This window comes from Geodermatophilus saharensis (assembly GCF_900188205.1).
GTDB lineage: Bacteria > Actinomycetota > Actinomycetes > Mycobacteriales > Geodermatophilaceae > Geodermatophilus > Geodermatophilus saharensis.
In genome coordinates, this window is sequence record NZ_FZOH01000002.1 from 361,746 (window position 1) to 381,687 (window position 19,942).

Here is a 19,942-nt window from a genome sequence, read left to right on the forward strand (position 1 = left end):
GCGAGCTCGCGGCGGGCCCCTGCACGGGGGCCGCCGCGGGCCTCAGGGCTCCAGCAGACGGGTGAAGTCGGCGGCGATCGTCGTCCAGGACCAGCGGCGCTCGACCCACGCCCGCCCGGCCGCGCCCATCGCCAGGGCCCGGCTGGGGTCGTCGAGCAGCGCGGTGACCGCGGCGGCCACCGCCCCCGGCGAGCGCGGGTCGCCGACCACCGTGCCGGTCTCGCCCTCGCGGACCGCCTCCGGCGCCCCGCCGGAGGTGCCCGCGACCACCGGCAGCCCGCACGCCGCGGCCTCCAGGTACACCATCCCCAGCCCCTCGACGTCGAGGCCGCCGCGGCGGGTGCGGCAGGGCATCGCGAACACGTCACCGGCGGCGTAGTGCTCGGGCAGCTGCGCCGTCGGCACCGCGCCGGTGAACACGACCGACGCCTGCAGCCCGCGGGCGGTCACCGCCCGGCGCAGCCGCGTCTCGTCGGGTCCCCCGCCGACCAGCAGCAGCCGGGCGCCCGGGTGGCGCCGCAGCACCCGCGGCCACCCCGCCACCAGCACGTCCTGCCCCTTGCGGCGCACCAGCCGGGACACGCAGACCACCACCGGCCCCTCCCCCAGCCCGTACCGGCGGCGCACCGCGGTCCCGTCCGCGGCCGGGCCGAACCGGTCGACGTCGACGCCGGGTGAGAGCTGCGCGAGCCGGGTGCGCCCGCCGAGGGCCGGCTCCAGGCGGCTGCGCGTGTAGTCGCTGATGTAGGTCAGCACGTCCAGGCCGCCGGCGATCCGCTGCAGGAGCTGCCGGGCGCCGGGCAGCGCCACCCAGCCCGTCTCGTGCCCGTGCGTGGCGCCCACCAGGTGCCGCACCCCGGCCGCGCGCAGGCCGGGGGCGAGCAGACCCAGCGGAGCGGCGGCACCGAAGAAGGCGGTGTCGCAGCCGTGCTCGGCGACCAGCCCGGCGGCGGCGCGCGCGGTGGCGGGCGTGGGCAGGAGCATGCCCGTCGGGTGGCGGACCACCCGGTAGGGCAGCCCCGCGTCGTGCGCCTCCCAGCCCGGCGAGCGGGAGGCGAGCACCACGAGGGAGTCGGGCGGGCGGCGCTCCAGCAGCGCGGCGACGAAGGTCTGGATGCCGCCCTGCCGCGGCGGGAAGTCGTTGGTGACGACGAGCGTACGGCTCACCGCTCACCCAGCCGCAGCCAGTCCTGCGCCATCGCGACCCGCTCCGCCGGCGTCGGGTGGGAGCCGAAGAACCACTGCCACAGCGCCGGCGGGCTGGGGTCGGACACGTTGGTCTCCGACAGCCGCCGCTGCACCCCGGTGAAGGCCTCCGCGTCGCCGGTGAGGTCGAGGGCGTACAGGTCGGCGCGGGCCTCCACGTGGCGCGACACCAGGTTCTGCACCGGCGTGGCCACCAGCGACCCGACGGCGCTCAGCAGCAGCACCAGCGGCACCACGCGCGGGTCGGCCGCGGATCCCGCGCCGGCGCGGCGCAGCAGTGGCGTCCAGGACAGCAGCCACCCGAGCAGCGCCACCGCCGCGGCGGCACCGAGCGCGCCCAGCAGCGTGCCGGTGAGGACGTCGTCGTTGGCCACGTGCCCGAGCTCGTGGGCGACGATGGACTTGATCTCCTCGTCGGGCACCTCGGCCAGCAGGGTGTCGTAGACGACGACGCGGCGGGTGGAGCCGAAGCCGGAGACGTAGGCGTTCAGCGACGTCGTCCGGCGCGAGGCGTCGGCGACGAGGACGTCCTGGACCGGGTTGCCGCTGTCGGCGGCCAGCTCCAGCAGGTCGGTCCGCAGCTGGCTCGCCGGCAGCGACTCGAACCGGTTGAACGCCGGCTCGATGACCACCGGGTACAGGAAGGAGCCGGCGACCACCAGGCCCGCCGCCCCGGCCGCGGCCCACGCCCACCAGGTGCGCGGCGCCCGCCGGGCGAGGGTCACCAGGGCGAGCAGGGCGAGTGCGGTCAGGCCGGCGTCGATGGCGGTGGAGAGGGCGACGTCGCGCAGCCACAGCGGCCACGACCGGGTCGACAGCCCGTAGCGGTGCCGCACGACCTCCCCGTAGGCCGACAGCGGCAGCGTGACCAGCCGGCCGACGACGACCAGGACGACCGCGCCCAGGAGCACCGTGAGAGGCCACCGGCGGCCGACGAGGCGGCCCACGGCCGTGACCAGGCGGCTGCCGAGAGGGGTGAGACCGAGCACCGCGGAGACGGCGAGCCCGAGGACCAGGCCGGTGAGCGAGGCGGGGCGGAGGGCGGCGACGAACGCCTCGGCCCGGCGCACCGCCTCGACCGGCAGGCCGGCGTCGGCACTGAGCGGCGTCGCGCCCCCGGGCGGCGTGGGCAGCGGCGCCCAGGGGGTGCGGACGGCGACGACGACCACGAACGCCGCGCCCAGCACGGCCGCGACCAGCAGGGCCGCCCGGCGGGTCCCCGACCCGCCCGCCCAGCTCACCCCGCCGATCCTAGGCGCGCGGGCCTCCCGCCCGTCCGGGCCCTGCGGGGACGACGAGGGCCGGCGACCCGTGCGGACGGAGGACCCCTGCCCCCCACCACTCGCACGCTCGCGGTGGGACCCTGCAGCGGGGCCGGGTCCCACCGCGAGGTGGGAGGTGGTCCTTCGTCAGGCGATGCGGCGCATGGCGGTGATGCCGCCCATCGAGTCGACGGAGACGACCTTCACCGGCACGCCGGAGGTGGAGGCGTGCACCATCTGCCCGTTGCCGATGTACATCGAGACGTGGCTGACCGGGCTGTAGTAGAAGATCAGGTCACCGGGCTGCAGCTCCGAGCGGGAGACCGCGGTGCCCATCTGCGACTGCATCTTGCTGGAGTGCGGGAGGCTGATCCCGGCCGCCGCATAGGCGTACTGGGTCAGTCCCGAGCAGTCGAACGCGTCCGGCCCGCCGGCGCCCCACACGTAGGGGTCGCCGACCTGCGCGAGCGCCGTCTGCACCGCCGTCTGCGCGGCGCCGCTGCCCCCGCCGGCCGCGGAGACCGACGGCGCCGGAGCCGCGGCCGCCGGCGCCGCGGCGGCCGGAGCGGCCGCGGCGGGCGCCCCGCCGGCCGGCGCGGCCGGGGCCTCGGCGGCGGCGGGGGCACCGGCTGAGGCGGCCGCCTCGGCCGCCTCGGCCGCCGCGGCCTCGGCGCCGGCCTGCGCGGCCAGGGCCGCCTGCCGCTCGGCCTCGGTGAGGGCGTCGAACTGGGCCCGGTAGTCGGCGATGTCGTCCTCGAGCCGCTGCTCCTGGGCGGTGAGGTCGCCGAGCGTCGCCTCGGCCTCGGCCTCGGCGGTGTCGGCGTCGCGCTGGGCCTGCTGCGCGGCGGCGGCGGCCTCGCCGACCCGGGCGAGGACGTCGGTGGTGTGCCCGGCGATGCGGTCGAGGGTGGCCAGCGAGCTCACGAACTCCTCCGCGGAGTCGCTGGTCATCAGCAGGTCCAGCTGCGCGAAGGTGTCGTTGCTGCTGGTGTAGGCGCTGCGGGCGACCTCGCGGATCTGCCCGTCGAGGGCCTGCAGCTGCGCCTGCGCGTCGGCGAGGGCGCGGTCGGCGGCCTCGGCGGCGGCCTGCTGCCGGGTGAGCACCTCGCGGGCCTCGTTGACCCGCTCGCTGACCGCCTCGAGCCGGCGGCCGGCGTCGGCGGCGAGCTGGGCGGCCTGCTCGGAGGTGGTGGCCCGCTCGGGGTCGGCGACCGCGGTGCCGGGCAGCAGGGCCACGGTCAGGGCGGCGGCGGTGCCGGCGAGGGCGACCCGGCCGAGGAGCCGGTGGCGGGAGGGGCGGTGCGGACCGGCGATCCGGGCGGTCGCGGGTGCGGAGGAGGTGGACTGTGCGCGGGCATGCCCCAGGGAGGGGCGGGGGGTCGCCACGGGCGGCGGCTCTCCGTTTCTTCCTCAGCAACCGCCTACCGAGTTAGCTGACGGGTTCGGGCTGGGAAGACGTGCCCTATCCGCGTGCCCCGGTGAACCGGTGCACGCGAGAACTCACCCCAGTGCTGCGGTGGGTCCCCGGCTCACCTCGCGCGCACCCGCAGGCGGCGTCCGGTGACTCGGCGGTCTCCAGCCGAGGTCACCTCACGTGAGGTGACGACCACCCGGCCGGCCGCGGCCACACTACGGACGTGGTGAGGTCGTGACAAACGGGCCCCCTGCGGTTTGTGAGAACACGCACAGTGAGCCACGACGCCACTCCGGTGTGTACCCCGCCCGGTGTCCACCTGCGGCTCAGCCGGTGCGGCGCCGCCCGTCGGGACGTCCCCCGCCGGCCGGACGGTGACGCAGCGGAGGCACCAGGCCGCCCTCGGCCAGCGCCCGCACCGCACGCCGCTCGACGTCGTCGAGGTCCACCACCACACCCGCTCGCGCGACGACGGCGTCCTCGGCGGCGGGGACGGGCGGGACCGGCAGGAACACCGGCGCAGTGGCCCGCCGCGCCGGTGGCGCGCCCAGCAGGACGGTGACGACGCAGTCGGCACACCCGGTGCCGCGCGCGGTGCAGCTGTCGCAGTCGATGAGCATGGCCTGTCCCTCCGGTGCCCCGGCCGCCCCGGGGAACGGGTCGCGGCCGGGACGGGTCTGCCTGTCGGTCGTCGCGCACGCTAGGGACGGCCACCGACAGTCCCGGTCAGCTGCCCGCGTACTCCCAGTGCCAGGGCTCCTCGCGGCCGTTGCCGGGGTCGGCCCAGGTGGGGTGCAGCCAGCCGAACCGGCCGGCGTTGGCCACCATCCACGCGTACTGCGCGGTGCCGAAGGTCTGGATGCCCCCGCACAGGTCGACCGCCAGCCCCCAGCCGTGGTTGCTGGTGCCCGGGACCGCGGCCAGGGCCGGCTTCTCGCCGTAGAGCCGGACCTGGCCGGCGTAGGTGCGGTAGGAGTCGGTGATGCAGATCGGCTCGCCGAACTGCGCCGCGAACGCCCCGCTCATCGCCCGGTAGGCCGCCGCGGCGTCGCAGCGCAGGGAGTGCCCGCCGACCCCCAGCGGGCACAGCGCGCTCGGCGGGATCAGGCCGTTGGGGTACCCGCCCCACGACCGGCCCTCGACGGAGCTCGGCGGGTACACGGTGTTGCCGCACTCGACGCGCAGCGCGCCGTCCGACGGCCCGGGGGCGGGCACCTCCGGGCGCGTGCCGAGGCTCGGCCGCCCGACGTGCAGCACCTCGTCGGCCGGCAGCCGGCGGACGACGACCGCGCCGGCCCGCGCGTCGGCGGCCAGCATCGTGTCGCGGTCCAGGGCGATGCCGACGTGACCGAGACCGGACTCCGGCGTCCCGAGGAACACCAGGTCGCCGGGCAGGACGTCGGCGAGGTCGACCGGCACGGTGACGGCGAACAGCCCGGCCTGGTCGGCGGGCAGGGGAACGCCGGCCCGGCCGTAGACCGTCGAGACCAGCGAGCCGCAGTCCCACGAGTCCGGGCCGGCCGTCCCGGGGGCGTAGGGCCGCCCCAGGGCGTCCATGGCCGCGGTCACGGCGGCGACCGTCTCCGCCGGCAGCACGAGCAGCGACGTCGGCTCCCGGGGGAACTGCGCCGCACCGCGCTGGGCGGCCCCCGCCGCGGACCCGACCGGCACCAGCCCGGGCGGCAGCGCGCCCGCGGGGTCGAGCAGGTCCGCCGCCGGCGGCGGGGCCACCCCCGCCGCGGCGAGCTGGTCGAGGTAGGCGCGCCAGTTGGCCGCCGTCTGCCGGTTCACGTCGAGCTGCTGCTGCTGCAGGTCCGACAGCTGCCGGTCGACGTCGCTCAGCGCGGCGTCGAGCTCACCGGTGACCGCGTCCGCGGCGGCCTCGAGGTCGCGGACCTGGGCGCCGAGCGCGTCGGTCCGCTGCTGCGCCTCGGCGAGGGCGGCGTCGGCGGTGGCCTGCTCGGCGACGGCGGTCCGGCGCTGGCGCTCCGCGGCGGTGACCACCGCGGCGGCGTGGTCGTCGACGGCGTCCAGGTAGCCCAGCGCGGCGGCGAGGTCGCCGGGGTCGCCGCCGGAGAGCAGGACGCTCAGCGGAGAGAGCGTGCCGCCGTCGCGGTAGGCCGCCGAGGCGTACCGCGCGACGTCGTCCTGGTGGCGCGCCAGCTCCTCCTCGGCGGCGGTCACCGCGGCCCGGGCGGCGTCGACGTCGGCCTGCGCGTCGGCCAGCGCCTGCTGCGCGGCCGCGACCTCGGTCTGCCGCTGCCGCAGGTCGGCCTGCACCTCGGCGGCCCGCTGCTGCAGCCGGTCGAGGGCCTCGCTGTCGAGGACGCCGCTGGTGCCGCCGGGCTGGTCGCTGGGGGTCGCCGCGGCCGGCCCGGCGAGCGGCAGCGCCACCAGCACCGCCGCGGTCACCAGCGCCAGCGGCGCGGCCCGGCGCAGCGTGCGCGACCGGGACCACAGGCGCACCGCACCACCCCCCGCGAGACCGGACCGTGCGGTCCGCCCGGGGATCGTCGTCCGCGCCGCCGTCGTCCCGCAAGCGTTCCGCGCGCCGCTCCTCCCCCCGGTCCGGCCGCCCGGCGCGTCGCCCGGCGCGTCGCCCGGGAACGGCCGCCGGCGGCCCCCTCCTCCCCGGGACTGTCCGACCCCCGGCCTACCGTCCCGCCGTGCTCTTCCCCGCCGACGGCGCCGGGTCCCGGTCGCCGCGACACGCACAGGCACCCGCCCACGGCGACCGCCCGCTCCCCCGCTCCGGCCCGGCCCCGCACGAGCCGCTGCCGCCCGTGCAGACCACCATCGACGAGCTCGGCACCCCGCTGGCCGGCGTCACGTTCGTCGTGGTCGACCTCGAGACCACCGGGGGGTCGCCGAAGGACTGCGCGATCACCGAGATCGGTGCGGTGAAGGTGCGTGGCGGTGAGGTGCTCGGGGAGTTCCAGACGCTGGTCGACCCCGGCTGCGAGGTGCCGCCCTACATCAGCGTGCTGACCGGCATCACGACGGCGATGGTGGCCACCGCCCCGCGCATCGGGGCGGTGCTGCCGGCCTTCCTCGAGTTCGCCCGCGGCGCCGTCCTGGTGGCCCACAACGCGCCGTTCGACCTCGGCTTCCTCCGGGCCGCCTGCGAGCAGACCGGCACCGTCTGGCCCGCGGTCACCTCGGTCGACACCGCCGTCCTCGCCCGTCGGCTGCTCTCCCGCGACGAGGTGCCCAACTGCAAGCTGGCCACCCTCGCGCCGTACTTCTCCGCCTCCACCGCGCCGTGCCACCGCGCCCTCGACGACGCCCGCGCCACCGTCGACGTCCTGCACGGCCTGTTCGAGCGGCTCGGCCCGCTCGGGGTGACCTCGCTGGAGGAGCTCACCGGCCTGACCCGCCAGGTCGACCCGGAGCGGCGCCGCAAGCGGCACCTGGCCGACGCGGTGCCCTCCGGGCCGGGGGTGTACGTCTTCCGCGGCCCGCGCGACGAGCCGCTGTACGTGGGCACGAGCAACGACCTGCGCACCCGGGTCCGCAGCTACTTCACCTCCGGGGAGCAGCGCAGCCGGATGACCGAGATGGTGGCGCTGGCCCAGCGGGTCGACGCCGTCCCCTGCGCGCACGACCTCGAGGCCGCCGTCCGGGAGCTGCGGCTGATCGCCGAGCACAAACCGCGCTACAACCGCCGCTCGCGCTTCCCCGAGCGCGCGCTGTGGCTGCGGCTCACCGAGGAGCCCTTCCCCCGGCTGTCGGCGGTGCGCCGGGTGGGGCCCGGGGCCGGCGTCTTCCTCGGCCCCTTCGCCGACCGGCGGGCCGCCGACATGGCGATGGCGGCCATCCACGAGTCCCTGCCGCTGCGGCAGTGCACCGCCCGCCTGTCCCCGCGGGTGCGCACCGGCGCCTGCGCGCTGTCGGGGATGGGCCGCTGCGGCGCGCCGTGCACCGGCGCGCAGTCGGTCGAGGAGTACGCGGAGGTCGCCGAGGTGCTGCGCGGCGCGGTGGCCGGCGACCCGCGGGCGCTGGTCGAGCCGCTGCTCGCCCGCGTCGACCGGCTCGCCGCCGAGGAGCGCTACGAGGACGCCGCGGTGCTGCGCGACCGGGTGGCGGTCCTGGTGCGGGCGGTCCGCCGCCGGCAGCGGCTGCAGACGCTGGCCGCCGTCCCCGAGTTCGTCCTGGCCCGGCCCGACGGCGACGGCGGCTGGCACCTGACGGTGGTGCGCCGCGGCCGGCTGGTGTCGGCCGGCTGCGCCCCGCGGGGGACGTCGGTGCGCGACACCCTGGCCGTCCTGCGGGCCACCGCCGAGACCGTCCCCGGCGCCGACGGTGAGCTGGCCGCCTCGGTCGACGAGACCGAGCTGGTGCTGCGCTGGATGGAGAAGCCCGGCTCCCGGCTGGTCGAGGTGGAGGGCACCCTGGCCTGCGCGGCGCCGGGCACCGGCGGGTTCAGCGGCTTCCTCGCGCGGGTCGACGCCGGCCGGGCGCTGCGCGACCCCTTCGCCGACGACCGTCAGCTCGGCACCCGCGCCCGCCCCGAGCGCATCGTCGCCGCCGCATCGGCCACCGGCGGCCCGGGATGACGTGCGGGAACGGCCCTCCTGCAGGGACCCGCCACGAGCCGGTGACGTGCTGGAACGGCCCTCCTGCAGGGGCCCGCCACGAGCCGGTGTCGTGCTGGCGCGGCCCTCCTGCAGGGGCCCGCCACGAGCGCAGCGAGTGGTGGGGGGCAGCGGGGTCCTTCTAGCATCGCCGGCGTGATCACCGCCATCGTGATGGTCGACGCCGCCACCGACGCGATCCCCGAGGTGGCGGCCGCGATCGCCGAGCTCGACGGCGTCAGCGAGGTCTACTCGACCGCCGGGGAGGTCGACCTCGTCGCGATCGTGCGGGTCCGCGAGTTCGACCAGGTGGCCGAGGTGATCGCCGGGCGGATCAACAAGGTGCCCGGCGTGCTGGAGACCGAGACGCACATCGCCTTCCGCGCCTACTCGCGGCACGACCTCGAGGCCGCCTTCTCCCTCGGCCTCGAGTCCGGCGCCTGAGGGAGGACCACCCTCCTCCCCGCCTCGCGGGCTCGGCGCGGGTCCCCGGAGGGGTGGCCGTCCCGGCACCTCGCGACGGGAGCTCAGCGACCGGCGGCCTCCTGGCTGACGGCGACCCAGCGCTCGAGCAGCGCGGCGGCCCGGCCGTCGTCGACGGCGGCCGCGGCCCGCGCCGTGCCGTCGGCCAGCGCGGCGGTCAGGTCACCCCCGCGCTCGTCGGCGGCGGCCAGTGCCGCGGCGGCGTTGAGCAGCACGGCGTCGCGCACCGCCCCCCGCTCCCCGGCGAGCACCCGCCGGAAGACCTCGGCGTTGCGCGCGGGGGTCCCGCCGCGCAGCGCGTCGGGGCCGGCGGTGGCGATGCCCAGCTCACCGGGGTCGACCACCCCGGCGGTGACCGCGCCGTCGCGCGCCACCCACACGCGCGACGTCGTCGCGGTGGTGAGCTCGTCGAGGCCGTCGTCGCCGCGGAACACCAGTGCGCGGCTGCCGCGCGCGGCGACCACCTCGGCCAGCACCGGCGCCATCCGCAGGTCGGCGCAGCCGATCGCCGCGGCCACCGGCCGGGCCGGGTTGGTCAGCGGGCCGAGGAAGTTGAAGACCGTGCCGATGCCCATCTCCCGCCGCGGCGCCGCGGTGTGCCGGTAGCCGGGGTGGAAGACCGGCGCGAAGAAGAAGCCGATGCCGGCCTCCTGGACGCAGTGCGCCACGGCCGCGGCGGGCAGGTCGATGACCACCCCCAGCGCCTCGAGCACGTCGGCGGCCCCCGACGAGGAGGAGGCGGCGCGGTTGCCGTGCTTGGCCACCGGGACGCCGGCGGCCGCGGTGACGACGGCGGCCATCGTGGAGATGTTGACGGTGTGCGCCCCGTCGCCGCCGGTCCCGACGACGTCGACCGTGGCGACGGGCAGGTCGACCGGTGTGGCCCGCTCCAGCATCGTCGCGGCCAGCCCGGCGACCTCGGCCGGCGCCTCGCCCTTGGCCCGCAGCGCCACGGCGAAGGCGGCGATCTGGGCCGGCGTGGCCTCGCCGGTCATCACCTCGCGCATCGCCCAGGCGGTGTCGTCGGCGGCGAGGTCCTCACCGGCGAGCAGGCGCGACAGCAGGCCGGGCCACGTGGGTCCGGCGGCGGGGCGGGCGCTCACCGGCGGGCGGGACGGGCCTGCGGGCCGCGGGCGGCCCGCTCGCGCAGCAGGCCGGCCACGACCTCGGGAGCGGTCAGCGGGTCGATCGGCAGGGCCAGCGTGGCGTCGGCCTGCGACCAGTGGGCCAGCCACCGGTCGGGCTGGCGGGCGATGAGCACGCAGATCGCCGGGCGGTCGGCGACCTCGACGACCAGCTGCCGCGACAGCGCGAGGCCCCCGGTCGGCTGCGCCTCGCCGTCCAGGACCACGAGGTCCACCCCGCCGCCGTCGACGGTGTCGACGACGTCCTCCCCGGTGGCGCACTCGATCCACCGCAGGGGGCCCACGTCGGGCGCCGGGCGGCGGCCCACCGCGGTGCGGACGGCCTCGCGGACCTCGGGCCGGGAGCTGTAGACGAGGACGGTGGCCGGCGCGTCGATCACGCCCGGCAGCCTAGTGCCCGGCCGGGGCCGCTCCGGGGGACGCGACGCCCGTCCGGGGGACGGTCTCGGCCTGGTCACGGCGCAGGCACGCCGTGCCACCCACGGTCGGTGCACGTCGTCGACCGATGCCATGATGGACGTCGTGACAACGGCCCCCGTGGCGAGCAGCACCTTCGACACCTCGCGGGTGCACTCCCTGACCCGACCGAACATGGTCAGCGTCGGCACGATCATCTGGCTCTCCAGCGAGCTGATGTTCTTCGCCGGGCTGTTCGCCATGTACTTCACCGCGCGCGCCCGCGCGACCGAGGGCTGGCCCCCGGAACCGACCGAACTGAACCTGCCCTACGCGCTGTTCTTCACGCTGATCCTGGTGGCGTCCTCGGTCACCTGCCAGATCGGCGTGTTCGCGGCGGAGAGCGGCAACGTCTACGGCCTGCGCCGGTGGTTCACGATCACCTTCGTCATGGGCCTGGTCTTCGTGCTGGCCCAGTTCAACGAGTACCGGGTGCTGGTCACCGAGCACGGGACGTCCATCTCGAGCTCGACGTACGGCTCGGTCTTCTACCTGACGACCGGCTTCCACGCGCTGCACGTCATCGGCGGCCTGGTCGCGTTCGTCTACGTGCTCATCCGGTCCACCATGGGCCGTTTCACGCCGGCACAGGCGACCTCGGCGATCGTGGTCTCCTACTACTGGCACTTCGTCGACGTCGTGTGGGTCGGGCTCTTCGCCACGATCTACCTGATCCGCTAGGGAACCGGTGTCCACTCCGAACCCGCACTCCGACACCCAGCCCGTCGAGGGCGCGCGCCGGTCCCGCTGGTCGCGCCGTCCTGCCGAGGGCACCCCGGCCGCGGCGGCCCGCGTCCGCCGCCGCTCCAAGCAGCGGCGGCGGCTGGGCAACGTCGCCGGCCTGATGGCCGGCCTCGTCCTCACCGGCGCCCTGTACTCCGTCGTCGCCCCCGGCGCGCTGGCCGCACCCGAGGGCAGCGAGTCCAGCGCGGAGGCCGCCGGCCGGGAGCTGTACGAGCGCAGCTGCATCAGCTGCCACGGCGAGAACCTCGAGGGCGTGCCCAACCGCGGGCCGTCGCTCATCGGTGTCGGCGAGGCCGCCGTGTACTTCCAGGTCCACACCGGCCGCATGCCGCTGGTGCGCCAGGACGCGCAGGCCCCCGACAAGCCGGCGGTCTTCTCCGACGAGGAGATCGACCAGCTGATGGCCTACGTGCAGGCCAACGGCGGCGGCCCGACGCTCCCCTCCGGCGACCTGCGCGACGGCGACCTCGCCGCCGGCGGTGAGCTGTTCCGGCTCAACTGCGCCTCCTGCCACAACTTCGTCGGCGAGGGCGGCGCGCTGTCCTCGGGCAAGTACGCCCCGAGCCTCGAGGACGCCAACGACCTCGAGATCTACACGGCCATGCTGACCGGCCCGGAGAACATGCCGGTGTTCGGGGACAACCAGCTCACCCCCGAGGACAAGCGCTCGATCATCAACTACATCCAGACCGTCACCGACATGCCCGACCCGGGCGGTGCCGGCATCGGCCGCATCGGGCCGGTGGGCGAGGGCGTCGTGATCTGGGTCGTCGGCATCTCCGCGCTGATGTTCGGGATCTTCTGGATGGGGAGCAAGGCGTGACCACGCACGACACCCGGCCCGGCAGCACCGGCGGGTCGGACACCCCCGGCCCGCTCTACGGCGGCCCGGACGACGACTACACGCCGGAGCAGCTCGCGGCGATGCCCCGCGAGGACCTCGACCGGCTCGGCGCCCGCTACGACCACGTCGAGGTCCTCCACGTCGACCCGGGCCCCGAGCCCGGCTCGGCGGTCGAGAAGCGCGCGGTGCGCCAGGTCGGGCTCACCTTCGCCCTGGCCGGGCTGTCGGCGTTCGCCTTCTGCGTGGTGTACGCCGGCGCCGGCTGGTTCCTGCCCGACTGGCAGTGGGAGCTCGGCAGCAGCACCTTCAGCACCCTCTACACGCCGCTGCTGGGCCTGCTCATGGGTCTGGCGTTCACCTTCTTCGGTGTCGGGCTGGTGCTCTACACCAAGAAGCTGCTGCCCCACGAGACGGCGGTGCAGGACAAGCACGACGGGTCGCACTTCGACCGCGTGACCACCGGCGCCACCCTGGTCGGCGGCCTGCACAACTCGGGCCTGGCGCGGCGCAAGCTCATCACCCGGACGCTGGTGTTCATGGGCGGCGGCCTCGGGCTGATGCTGCTCGCCCCGCTCGGCGGCCTCATCAAGAACCCGAACCGCGGCAACCCGCTGGGCACCACCTCGTGGGCCGAGGGCGTGCGGCTGGTCCGGGACGACGGCACCCCGATCCGCCCCGGTGACCAGGTGCCCGGCTCGCTGGAGACGGTCTTCCCGGCCGTCCCCGGCGGCAACCGGCAGACCGACGTCGCCACCATGCTGATCCGGCTGCGCCCCTCCCAGCAGGAAGCCGCGGTGCCGCGGGCGGGCCAGGAGGACTTCGGCTACGGCGACTACGTCGCCTACTCCAAGATCTGCACGCACGCCGGCTGCCCGGTGTCGCTGTACGAGCAGGAGACCAGCCGCATCCTGTGCCCCTGCCACCAGTCGCAGTTCGACGTCACGCAGGGCGCGAAGCCGGTGTTCGGACCGGCCACCCGCTCGCTGCCGCAGCTGCCGATCACGGTCGACGACGAGGGGTTCTTCGTCGCGCGCAGCGACTACATTGAGGCCGTGGGTCCCACCTACTGGAACCGGGAGCGCATCTGATGGCTCGCACCGCCACCGCCCCGGGAGCGCCCAAGACGCTCGTGGGCAAGGCCGCTCTCGAGGTCGACGACCGGCTCATCGTCGCCGGTCCGCTGCGCAGGACGCTGAACAAGGTCTTCCCCGACCACTGGTCGTTCCTGCTCGGGGAGATCGCGCTCTACTCGTTCATCATCCTGCTGCTCACCGGCACGTACCTGACGTTCTTCTTCCAGGCCTCGATGACCGAGGTCACCTACGACGGCTCGTACGCGCCGCTGCGCGGCGTCGAGATGTCGATCGCCTACGCGTCGACGCTCGACATCTCCTTCGACGTCCGCGGCGGGCTGCTGATCCGGCAGATCCACCACTGGGCCGCGCTGCTGTTCATGGCGTCGATCGTCTGCCACATGCTGCGGATCTTCTTCACCGGCGCGTTCCGCCGGCCGCGCGAGACCAACTGGCTCATCGGTGTCGCGCTGCTGATCCTCGGCATCTTCGAGGGCTTCGCCGGCTACTCGATGCCCGACGACCTGCTCTCGGGCACCGGCCTGCGGATCATGTCGGCGATCATCCTGTCGATCCCGGTCATCGGCACATGGGCGCACTGGGCGGTGTTCGGCGGTGACTACGTCGGTGACCTGATCGTCGGGCGGCTCTACATCGCCCACGTGCTGATCATCCCGGCGATCATCCTCGGGCTGATCGCGCTGCACCTGCTGATCCTGGTCAAGCAGAAGCACACCCAGTTCCCCGGCCCGGGCCGCACGGAGCACAACGTCGTGGGCAACCGGCTCTTCCCGACCTTCGCCGGGAAGGCGACCGGCCTGCTGCTCGTCGTCTTCGGGGTGTGCGCCGCCCTCGGTGGCCTGGTGCAGATCAACCCGCTGTGGCTGTGGGGTCCGTACAACCCCGCCCAGGTCTCGGCCGCCTCGCAGCCGGACTGGTACGTGATGTTCCTCGACGGGTCGACGCGTCTGTTCCCGGCCTGGGACATCTACCTGCCGGGCAACTACAACATCCCGGCGCTGTTCTGGCCGACCGTGGTGCTCCCGGGCATCATCTTCACGCTCCTGCTCGCCTACCCGATGCTGGAGCGGAAGCTGACCGGCGACACCGCGTCGCACCACCTGCTGCAGCGCCCGCGCGACGTGCCCGTGCGCACCTCGCTCGGCCTGATGGCCATCTCGTTCTACGTGGTGCTGCTGCTGTCGGGCGCCAACGACGTCATCGCCGACAAGTTCGACATCAGCCTCAACGCGATGACCTGGATCGGCCGCATCGGCCTGATCATCCTCCCGCCGATCGCCTACGTGATCACCTACCGGATCTGCCTGGGTCTGCAGCAGCACGACCGCGAGGTGCTCGAGCACGGCATCGAGACCGGTGTCATCCGCCGGCTGCCGCACGGTGAGTTCATCGAGGTGCACCAGCCGCTGGGTCCGGTCGACGAGCACGGCCACGGCGAGCTGGCCTACGGCGGCGCTCCGGTGCCCAAGAAGATGAACCAGGTCGGTGGCGCCCGGCGCGCCATCCGCGGGTTCTTCTCCCCCATCGAGGAGCCGCAGGCGGTCGAGCTCGAGCAGCGCGGCGAGGAGCGGGGCCTGGCCCCGGCCGACCCGCACCGCGAGCTGACGACCAGCGGTCGCCCCGCCGAGGGCGGCCGCCCGTCCGACGGCGGGCGTCCCTCCGAGGGTGGCCGCCCGTCCGAGGGTGGCCGGCCGCAGGAGCCGCGCGACTGAGCACGACGCCCTGAGAAGGGCGGACAGCAGGGCCCCGGTGGAGTCTCTCCACCGGGGCCCTGCTGCATTGCCGGGCCCCGGTGGAGTCTCTCCACCGGGGCCCTGCTGCATTGCCGGGCCGCGGCGCGGGCACGGACGGGGCCAACCGGTGTGCCGGCCGGTGACCCGCCCGGACTGCACTAGACTCCGCGGCAGGCGCCCGGTGTGCCGGCCCGGCCGCGCACCGGTCCCAGTCCCCCTCCCCTGCACCGGTCGCCGGTCGCCTCGGCCGCGCCCGTGCCGGGAGGCGTCGGTGGAGGCCCCACGGCCCTCACCGGCTCCCTCGGACGCCGTCTCCCGTGACCGCCACACCCGGTGCCGGAGCCGGCCACGGGGCTCCGTGCACCCCCCGTCACCTCGCCGCCGTCACCCCGCCCCGCTCCGGTTCCCCGAGGGGCCGCACGGGGCGCTCCGGTCCGCCCGTGCCGCCTGCCCCTGCCGGCGCGCGGCCGGGCCCACGAGCGCACGACCGGACGGGCCCGGGACCTCACCACCCGGGGAACTCAGCCTCTCGACGGCCGCGGTGGAGGTCGGCCACCGGCCGCCAGCAGGCCCCGGAGACGCACGAGGGCCCTCTCCCGCGGTGCGGGAGAGGGCCCTCGAGGAGGTCTGACGGGTCAGCTGGACTGCGCGTTCTGCCCGACGTAGTACTCGAACAGCAGGCCGCCGATGGTGATCAGCAGCGTGACCACGCCGATGGCGATCAGCCAGTAGTACCAGAACGCCATGCCGTAGCCGGTGATGGCCGCACCCAGCGCGATGCCGAACGGCCAGTAGCTGGCCGGGCTGAAGAAGCCGAGCTCGCCGGCGCCCTCGGCGATCTCGGCGTCCTTGCGGTCCTCGGGCCGGGCGTCGATGCGCCGGGAGATGAACCAGAAGAAGCCACCGATGAGACCGGTGAGACCCCCGGACAGGATCAGCGCCGTCGTCCCGATCGGCTCACGGCTCCAGAAGCCGTACACGGCCGCGGTGACGATGCAGAAGACCGCGATGAGGTTGAAGATGAGCGCCTCGACCTTCACGGTCGTCCTCCCTGCGCAGCGTCGGGGTGGTGGTCGGTTCCGCCGGTCACGTCAGTTGGCTGCCTGCTGGTAGTACCCGTCGCCCACGCGGAAGGGACGGGTGGTGGTGGCCTCGCCGTCCTGGCCGATGGACTCCAGGGCCTCGCGGGTGGTCTGGCCGGACTCGCGGGCGGCCAGGTAGGCGTCGTAGTCCTCGGCGGTGACCACGCGGACCTCGAAGTTCATGTAGGCGTGGTAGGTGCCGCACAGCTCGGCGCAGCGGCCCACGTAGGCGCCTGTCTCGTTGGCGCGCACCTCGAAGACGTTGTCCCGGCCGTTCTCGTTGCCCGGGATGACGTCGAGCTTGAAGAGGAACTCCGGCACCCAGAAGGAGTGGATGACGTCGGCGGAGGCGACCTCGAAGCGGACGTCCTGGTCGACCGGCATGACCAGGATCGGGATCTCGTCGGTGGAGCCCACCGTGTTCACCGGCTCGCCGTCGTCACCGGTGGTCTCCGGGTAGACGAACTGCCAGTTCCACTTGAAGGCGTTGACGGCGATCGTGGTGCCGGGGTCGTCGCTGCGCTCCTGGACGTCGTTCTGCACCGAGACGGTGAAGAAGAACAGGACCGCGATGATGACGAACGGGACGATCGAGTACGCGATCTCCAGCGGCAGGTTGTAGGCGGTCTGCCGCGGCAGCTCGTCGCCCCGCTTCCGGTGGAAGACGACCGACCAGATGATCAGCCCCCACACCAGGAAGCCGACGATGAGCGCGGCGATCACCGAGCCGGTCCACAGCTGGCGGATCTGGGTGGCTTCCTCGGTGACGCCCTCGGGGAAACCGAAGCGCCAGAACTCGTTGTTGAGGTCGCATCCGGTGAGGGTGAGCACCCCCAGGAGACCGAGCGCGGCGACCCGCGCGAGCCTGCTGCGTCGAGCCACTGCCCGCTGCCTCCTCGTTCCTCCGCCCGGGCGTCCCGGGCGGCTCTGCCGGCGTCGCGCCGGTGGGTGCCCCACCTCGGACTTCGCGCCGGACGCCAGTCGGATCCGAGACTATCCGACCGCCCACGGGAGCCGCCGACCGGAGACCCGGGACCGGCGGGTCGGCCGGGGCGGCAGTGACGGCACACGACGGCGGTGACGAGACGCACTGCCCGCGCACCCCCGGTGTCCGGCCGGAGCCGCCGTCGCACCCGGCGGGGCGGTTAGAGTCGAGGACGTGTGGACGCGGCTGCTGACCCCCAAGTGGGTGCTCCTGCACCTGCTGGTCGCCGCCCTGTTCGTCGCCACCTTCTTCCTCGGCGCCTGGCAGCTGGGCAAGGCGGAGAACGGCGGCGGTGCGGTCAACTGGAGCTACGCGCTGCAGTGGCCGCTCTACGGGTTCATGGGCCTGTGGTTCTACGTGCGCATGGTGCGCGAGGAGCTGCGCCGCGACCCCGACGAGGACGAGCCCGGCAACGCCGTGGTGCTCTACCAGCGGCCGCGGATCGACACCACCGGTGACCCCGAGCTGGCCGCCTACAACGCCTACCTCGCCGAGCTCAACGAGCGGGCGCTGGGCCAGCGGGGTCCCGGTGGCCGCTGAGCACACCGCGGCGTCGTCCCGGCTCCCCCGGGCCCTGGCCCGCCGTGTCGGCAGGGACGTCCCCACGGCCCTGGCCCGGTACCGGGTGATGGCCTGGATCGTCGGTGTCCTGCTCGTCGCGCTGATCCTGGTCGCCGTCCCGCTGAAGTACGCCGCCGGCCTCGACGGACCGGTCGCGGTCATCGGGACCGCCCACGGCTGGCTCTACGCGATCTTCTTCCTGACCGCCTGCGACCTCGCGCTGCGCGCCCGGTGGACCCTGCGCGGGACCGCCCTGGTGCTGATCGCCGGCACCGTCCCGATCCTGTCCTTCGTCGCCGAGCGGATCGCCACCCGCAAGACCCGCGCCGGCGAGCGCCTCTGACCCCGTCCGGCACCGGCCGGGCACGATCCCCCGGGAGACCTGCGCCCATGTGCGGCCTGCTGGCCTACCTGTCCACCGACGCGCCCCGGGTCACCGAGACCCACGTCGACGACGTCCGCGAGGCACTGCACTGTCTGCACCACCGCGGCCCCGACGACACCGCGGTGTGGTCCGACGGCAACGTCGTCCTGGGCTTCAACCGGCTGTCGATCATCGACGTCGAGGGCAGCCCGCAGCCGCTGCCCTACGCCGGTGACCGCTACCGGATCCTGTTCAACGGCGAGATCTACAACTACGTCGAGCTGCGCGAGGAGCTGCAGGCGGCCGGCCTGCAGCTGGCCACCCACGGCGACACCGAGACGATCGTCGCCGGCTACCACCTGTGGGGCCAGGACGTCGTCCGGCGGCTGCGCGGGATGTTCTCCTTCGTCATCTGGGACACCCACACCGGCACCGCCTTCGGCGCCCGCGACCCCTTCGGCATCAAGCCGCTGTTCACCGCCCGGCTGGCCGACGGCGGGCTGGTCTTCAGCTCGGAGAAGAAGGCGCTGCTGCAGCTGCTCGGCGGCAGCGCGACGGCCGGCGGCGTCGACCCGGCGTCCCTGCAGCACTACCTGACGCTGCAGTACGTGCCCGAGCCCGCGACCCTGCACCGCGGGATCCGGCGGATCGAGAGCGGCACCAGCTTCACCGTCGTCGACGGCGAGCTGGCCACCGCCCGCTACTTCCACCCCGCGTGGAAGCCGCAGCCGGTGCCCGCCGGCGGTGAGCAGGAGCTCCACGACCGCATCGCCGCCGTCCTCGACGAGTCGGTGGCCAAGCACATGCGGGCCGACGTCACCGTCGGGTCGTTCCTCTCCAGCGGCATCGACTCCACGGCGATCGCCGCGCTGGCACACCGCTACAACCCCGACCTGATGACCTTCACCGTCGGCTTCCAGCGGCAGGCGCAGTCGGAGATCGAGATCGCCGCGGAGTCGGCGTCGATCCTCGGCGTCAAGCACGTGCCGGTGGAGGTGACCGCCGAGGAGTTCGCCGCGGCCATCCCCGAGGTGGTCTGGTACCTCGACGACCCCGTGGCCGACCCCGCGCTCGTGCCGCTGTACTTCGTCGCCCGCGAGGCGCGCAAGCACGTCAAGGTGGTGCTGTCGGGCGAGGGCGCCGACGAGCTGTTCGGCGGCTACACCATCTACCGCGAGCCGATCAGCCTGGCCTGGGCGTCGGGGCTGCCCCCGGCCGCCCGCCGGGCGATGGCCCGCATCGCCGACCTGCTGCCCGAGGGCGTGCGCGGGCAGGACCTGCTGCGGCGCGCGGCGACCCCGCTCGAGCAGCGGTACTACGGCAACGCCCGCAACATGCGCGACGACGAGCTGGCCGCGCTGCTGCCCGGCCGCGACCCGGACCTGTCGCACGTCGCGGTGACCGAGGACCTGTACCGGCGCACCCGCGAGGCCGGCTACGACGACGTGACGGCGATGCAGTACGTCGACCTGTTCACCTGGCTGCGCGGGGACATCCTGGTCAAGGCCGACAAGATGACCATGGCCAACTCGCTGGAGCTGCGGGTGCCGTTCCTCGACCCCGAGGTGTTCGCGATCGCCAGCTCGCTGCCGGTCGAGCAGCGGGTGCCGCGGCGGGGGGACGCCACCAAGTACGCGCTGCGCCAGGCGATGCGGCAGATCGTGCCGCCGCGGATCATGAACCGGCGCAAGCTGGGCTTCCCGGTGCCGACGGCGGAGTTCCTCGCCGGGCCGCTGCACGAGTGGGCCCGCGGGATCGTGATGGACAGCCAGACCCAGCAGTGGCTCGACCGCGACGTCGTCCTGGGCCTGCTCGACCGGCTGCGCACCGAGGAGGTGCCGAGCAAGCGGGTCGCCCGTCAGCTGTGGTCGGTGCTGGTCTTCATGGTCTGGCACGGGATCTTCGTCGAGGACCGGATCGTCGTCGACGTCCCGGAGACGGTCTACCCCGTCAAGCTCTAGAGAGACGGAACGGCGCCCGTCCCCCGGAGGGGAC

The 19,942-nt window shown here is 74.8% G+C and carries 18 protein-coding genes and 1 riboswitch; of the genes, 9 read left to right on the plus strand and 9 right to left on the minus strand.

What is annotated here, in order from left to right:
- Positions 1–42 precede the first annotated feature (42 nt).
- From CHC04_RS05985 to CHC04_RS06005, 5 genes are all read right to left on the minus strand, one after another.
- The gene (locus CHC04_RS05985; protein WP_089402968.1) at positions 43–1,167 is read right to left on the minus strand and encodes a glycosyltransferase family 4 protein; all 1,125 of its coding nucleotides are present in this window, start codon (positions 1,165–1,167) and stop codon (positions 43–45) included.
- Positions 1,164–2,447 carry a M48 family metalloprotease gene (locus CHC04_RS05990; RefSeq protein WP_089402969.1) on the minus strand — a complete coding sequence of 428 codons (1,284 nt, stop codon included), beginning with the start codon at positions 2,445–2,447 and terminating at the stop codon, positions 1,164–1,166. Before CHC04_RS05990 ends, CHC04_RS05985 begins: the two co-directional genes overlap by 4 nt.
- A gap of 168 nt (positions 2,448–2,615) precedes the next feature.
- Complete coding sequence (locus CHC04_RS25185; protein WP_281252193.1) at positions 2,616–3,854, minus strand: C40 family peptidase; 1,239 nt, start codon at positions 3,852–3,854, stop codon at positions 2,616–2,618.
- Between the two features lie 16 nt (positions 3,855–3,870).
- Positions 3,871–4,049: riboswitch (cyclic di-AMP (ydaO/yuaA leader) on the minus strand.
- A 159-nt stretch (positions 4,050–4,208) separates the two neighbouring features.
- Positions 4,209–4,502: a hypothetical protein gene (locus CHC04_RS06000; protein WP_089402970.1), complete on the minus strand. Its 294-nt coding sequence runs from the start codon at positions 4,500–4,502 to the stop codon at positions 4,209–4,211.
- A 106-nt stretch (positions 4,503–4,608) separates the two neighbouring features.
- Complete coding sequence (locus CHC04_RS06005) at positions 4,609–6,348, minus strand: D-alanyl-D-alanine carboxypeptidase family protein (RefSeq protein WP_089402971.1); 1,740 nt, start codon at positions 6,346–6,348, stop codon at positions 4,609–4,611.
- Between the two features lie 200 nt (positions 6,349–6,548).
- Between CHC04_RS06005 and CHC04_RS06010 the strand changes: the two genes are divergently transcribed.
- Positions 6,549–8,438 carry a DEDD exonuclease domain-containing protein gene (locus tag CHC04_RS06010; RefSeq protein WP_245817020.1) on the plus strand — a complete coding sequence of 630 codons (1,890 nt, stop codon included), beginning with the start codon at positions 6,549–6,551 and terminating at the stop codon, positions 8,436–8,438.
- A 174-nt stretch (positions 8,439–8,612) separates the two neighbouring features.
- Entirely contained in the window at positions 8,613–8,900 is a 288-nt protein-coding gene (locus CHC04_RS06015; protein ID WP_089402972.1) for an Lrp/AsnC family transcriptional regulator, read from the plus strand.
- 83 nt (positions 8,901–8,983) lie between these two features.
- Here the strand turns inward: CHC04_RS06015 and trpD are convergent, their stop codons facing one another.
- Together trpD and CHC04_RS06025 are read right to left on the minus strand one after the other, a co-directional pair.
- A complete protein-coding gene (gene trpD / locus CHC04_RS06020) occupies positions 8,984–10,042 on the minus strand; it encodes an anthranilate phosphoribosyltransferase (RefSeq protein WP_089402973.1) in 1,059 nt (352 codons plus the stop codon).
- Positions 10,039–10,464: a hypothetical protein gene (locus tag CHC04_RS06025; RefSeq protein ID WP_089402974.1), complete on the minus strand. Its 426-nt coding sequence runs from the start codon at positions 10,462–10,464 to the stop codon at positions 10,039–10,041. Before CHC04_RS06025 ends, trpD begins: the two co-directional genes overlap by 4 nt.
- A gap of 133 nt (positions 10,465–10,597) precedes the next feature.
- Between CHC04_RS06025 and ctaE the strand changes: the two genes are divergently transcribed.
- From ctaE to qcrB, 4 genes are read left to right on the plus strand one after another with little or no spacing between them, the layout of a single operon-like run.
- On the plus strand, positions 10,598–11,221 hold the full coding sequence (gene ctaE, locus CHC04_RS06030) for an aa3-type cytochrome oxidase subunit III (RefSeq protein ID WP_342743474.1): 624 nt from the start codon (positions 10,598–10,600) through the stop codon (positions 11,219–11,221).
- A gap of 7 nt (positions 11,222–11,228) precedes the next feature.
- The gene (gene qcrC / locus CHC04_RS25190) at positions 11,229–12,107 is read left to right on the plus strand and encodes a cytochrome bc1 complex diheme cytochrome c subunit (RefSeq protein ID WP_089402976.1); all 879 of its coding nucleotides are present in this window, start codon (positions 11,229–11,231) and stop codon (positions 12,105–12,107) included.
- A complete protein-coding gene (qcrA, locus tag CHC04_RS06040) occupies positions 12,104–13,216 on the plus strand; it encodes a cytochrome bc1 complex Rieske iron-sulfur subunit (RefSeq protein ID WP_089402977.1) in 1,113 nt (370 codons plus the stop codon). The genes qcrC and qcrA overlap by 4 nt, the downstream gene beginning before the upstream one ends.
- A complete protein-coding gene (gene qcrB / locus CHC04_RS06045) occupies positions 13,216–14,934 on the plus strand; it encodes a cytochrome bc1 complex cytochrome b subunit (RefSeq protein WP_089402978.1) in 1,719 nt (572 codons plus the stop codon). Before qcrA ends, qcrB begins: the two co-directional genes overlap by 1 nt.
- A 656-nt stretch (positions 14,935–15,590) precedes the next feature.
- Here the strand turns inward: qcrB and CHC04_RS06050 are convergent.
- Positions 15,591–15,995, minus strand: coding sequence for a cytochrome c oxidase subunit 4 (locus tag CHC04_RS06050; RefSeq protein ID WP_089402979.1), 405 nt, complete (start codon positions 15,993–15,995; stop codon positions 15,591–15,593).
- A gap of 51 nt (positions 15,996–16,046) precedes the next feature.
- The gene (gene ctaC / locus CHC04_RS06055; RefSeq protein ID WP_089402980.1) at positions 16,047–16,919 is read right to left on the minus strand and encodes an aa3-type cytochrome oxidase subunit II; all 873 of its coding nucleotides are present in this window, start codon (positions 16,917–16,919) and stop codon (positions 16,047–16,049) included.
- 277 nt (positions 16,920–17,196) lie between these two features.
- On the opposite strand from ctaC, the gene CHC04_RS06060 reads away from it, so the two are divergent.
- The 3 genes from CHC04_RS06060 to asnB are packed head-to-tail and all read left to right on the plus strand — an operon-like array spanning position 17,197 to position 19,908.
- On the plus strand, positions 17,197–17,562 hold the full coding sequence (locus tag CHC04_RS06060; protein ID WP_089402981.1) for a metalloprotease: 366 nt from the start codon (positions 17,197–17,199) through the stop codon (positions 17,560–17,562).
- A complete protein-coding gene (locus tag CHC04_RS06065; RefSeq protein WP_089402982.1) occupies positions 17,552–17,926 on the plus strand; it encodes a DUF3817 domain-containing protein in 375 nt (124 codons plus the stop codon). The genes CHC04_RS06060 and CHC04_RS06065 overlap by 11 nt, the downstream gene beginning before the upstream one ends.
- 47 nt (positions 17,927–17,973) lie before the next feature.
- Positions 17,974–19,908, plus strand: coding sequence for an asparagine synthase (glutamine-hydrolyzing) (asnB, locus tag CHC04_RS06070; RefSeq protein WP_089402983.1), 1,935 nt, complete (start codon positions 17,974–17,976; stop codon positions 19,906–19,908).
- Positions 19,909–19,942: the final 34 nt, after the last annotated feature.

What these genes read in the sequence shown, in the direction of transcription:
- CHC04_RS06000 (WP_089402970.1), bottom strand. Translation starts at nt 4,502, where the DNA reads ATGCTCATCGACTGCGACAGCTGCACCGCGCGCGGCACCGGGTGTGCC.
- qcrB (WP_089402978.1), top strand. Translation starts at nt 13,216, where the DNA reads ATGGCTCGCACCGCCACCGCCCCGGGAGCGCCCAAGACGCTCGTGGGC.
- ctaE (WP_342743474.1), top strand. Translation starts at nt 10,598, where the DNA reads ATGGACGTCGTGACAACGGCCCCCGTGGCGAGCAGCACCTTCGACACC.
- asnB (WP_089402983.1), top strand. Translation starts at nt 17,974, where the DNA reads ATGTGCGGCCTGCTGGCCTACCTGTCCACCGACGCGCCCCGGGTCACC.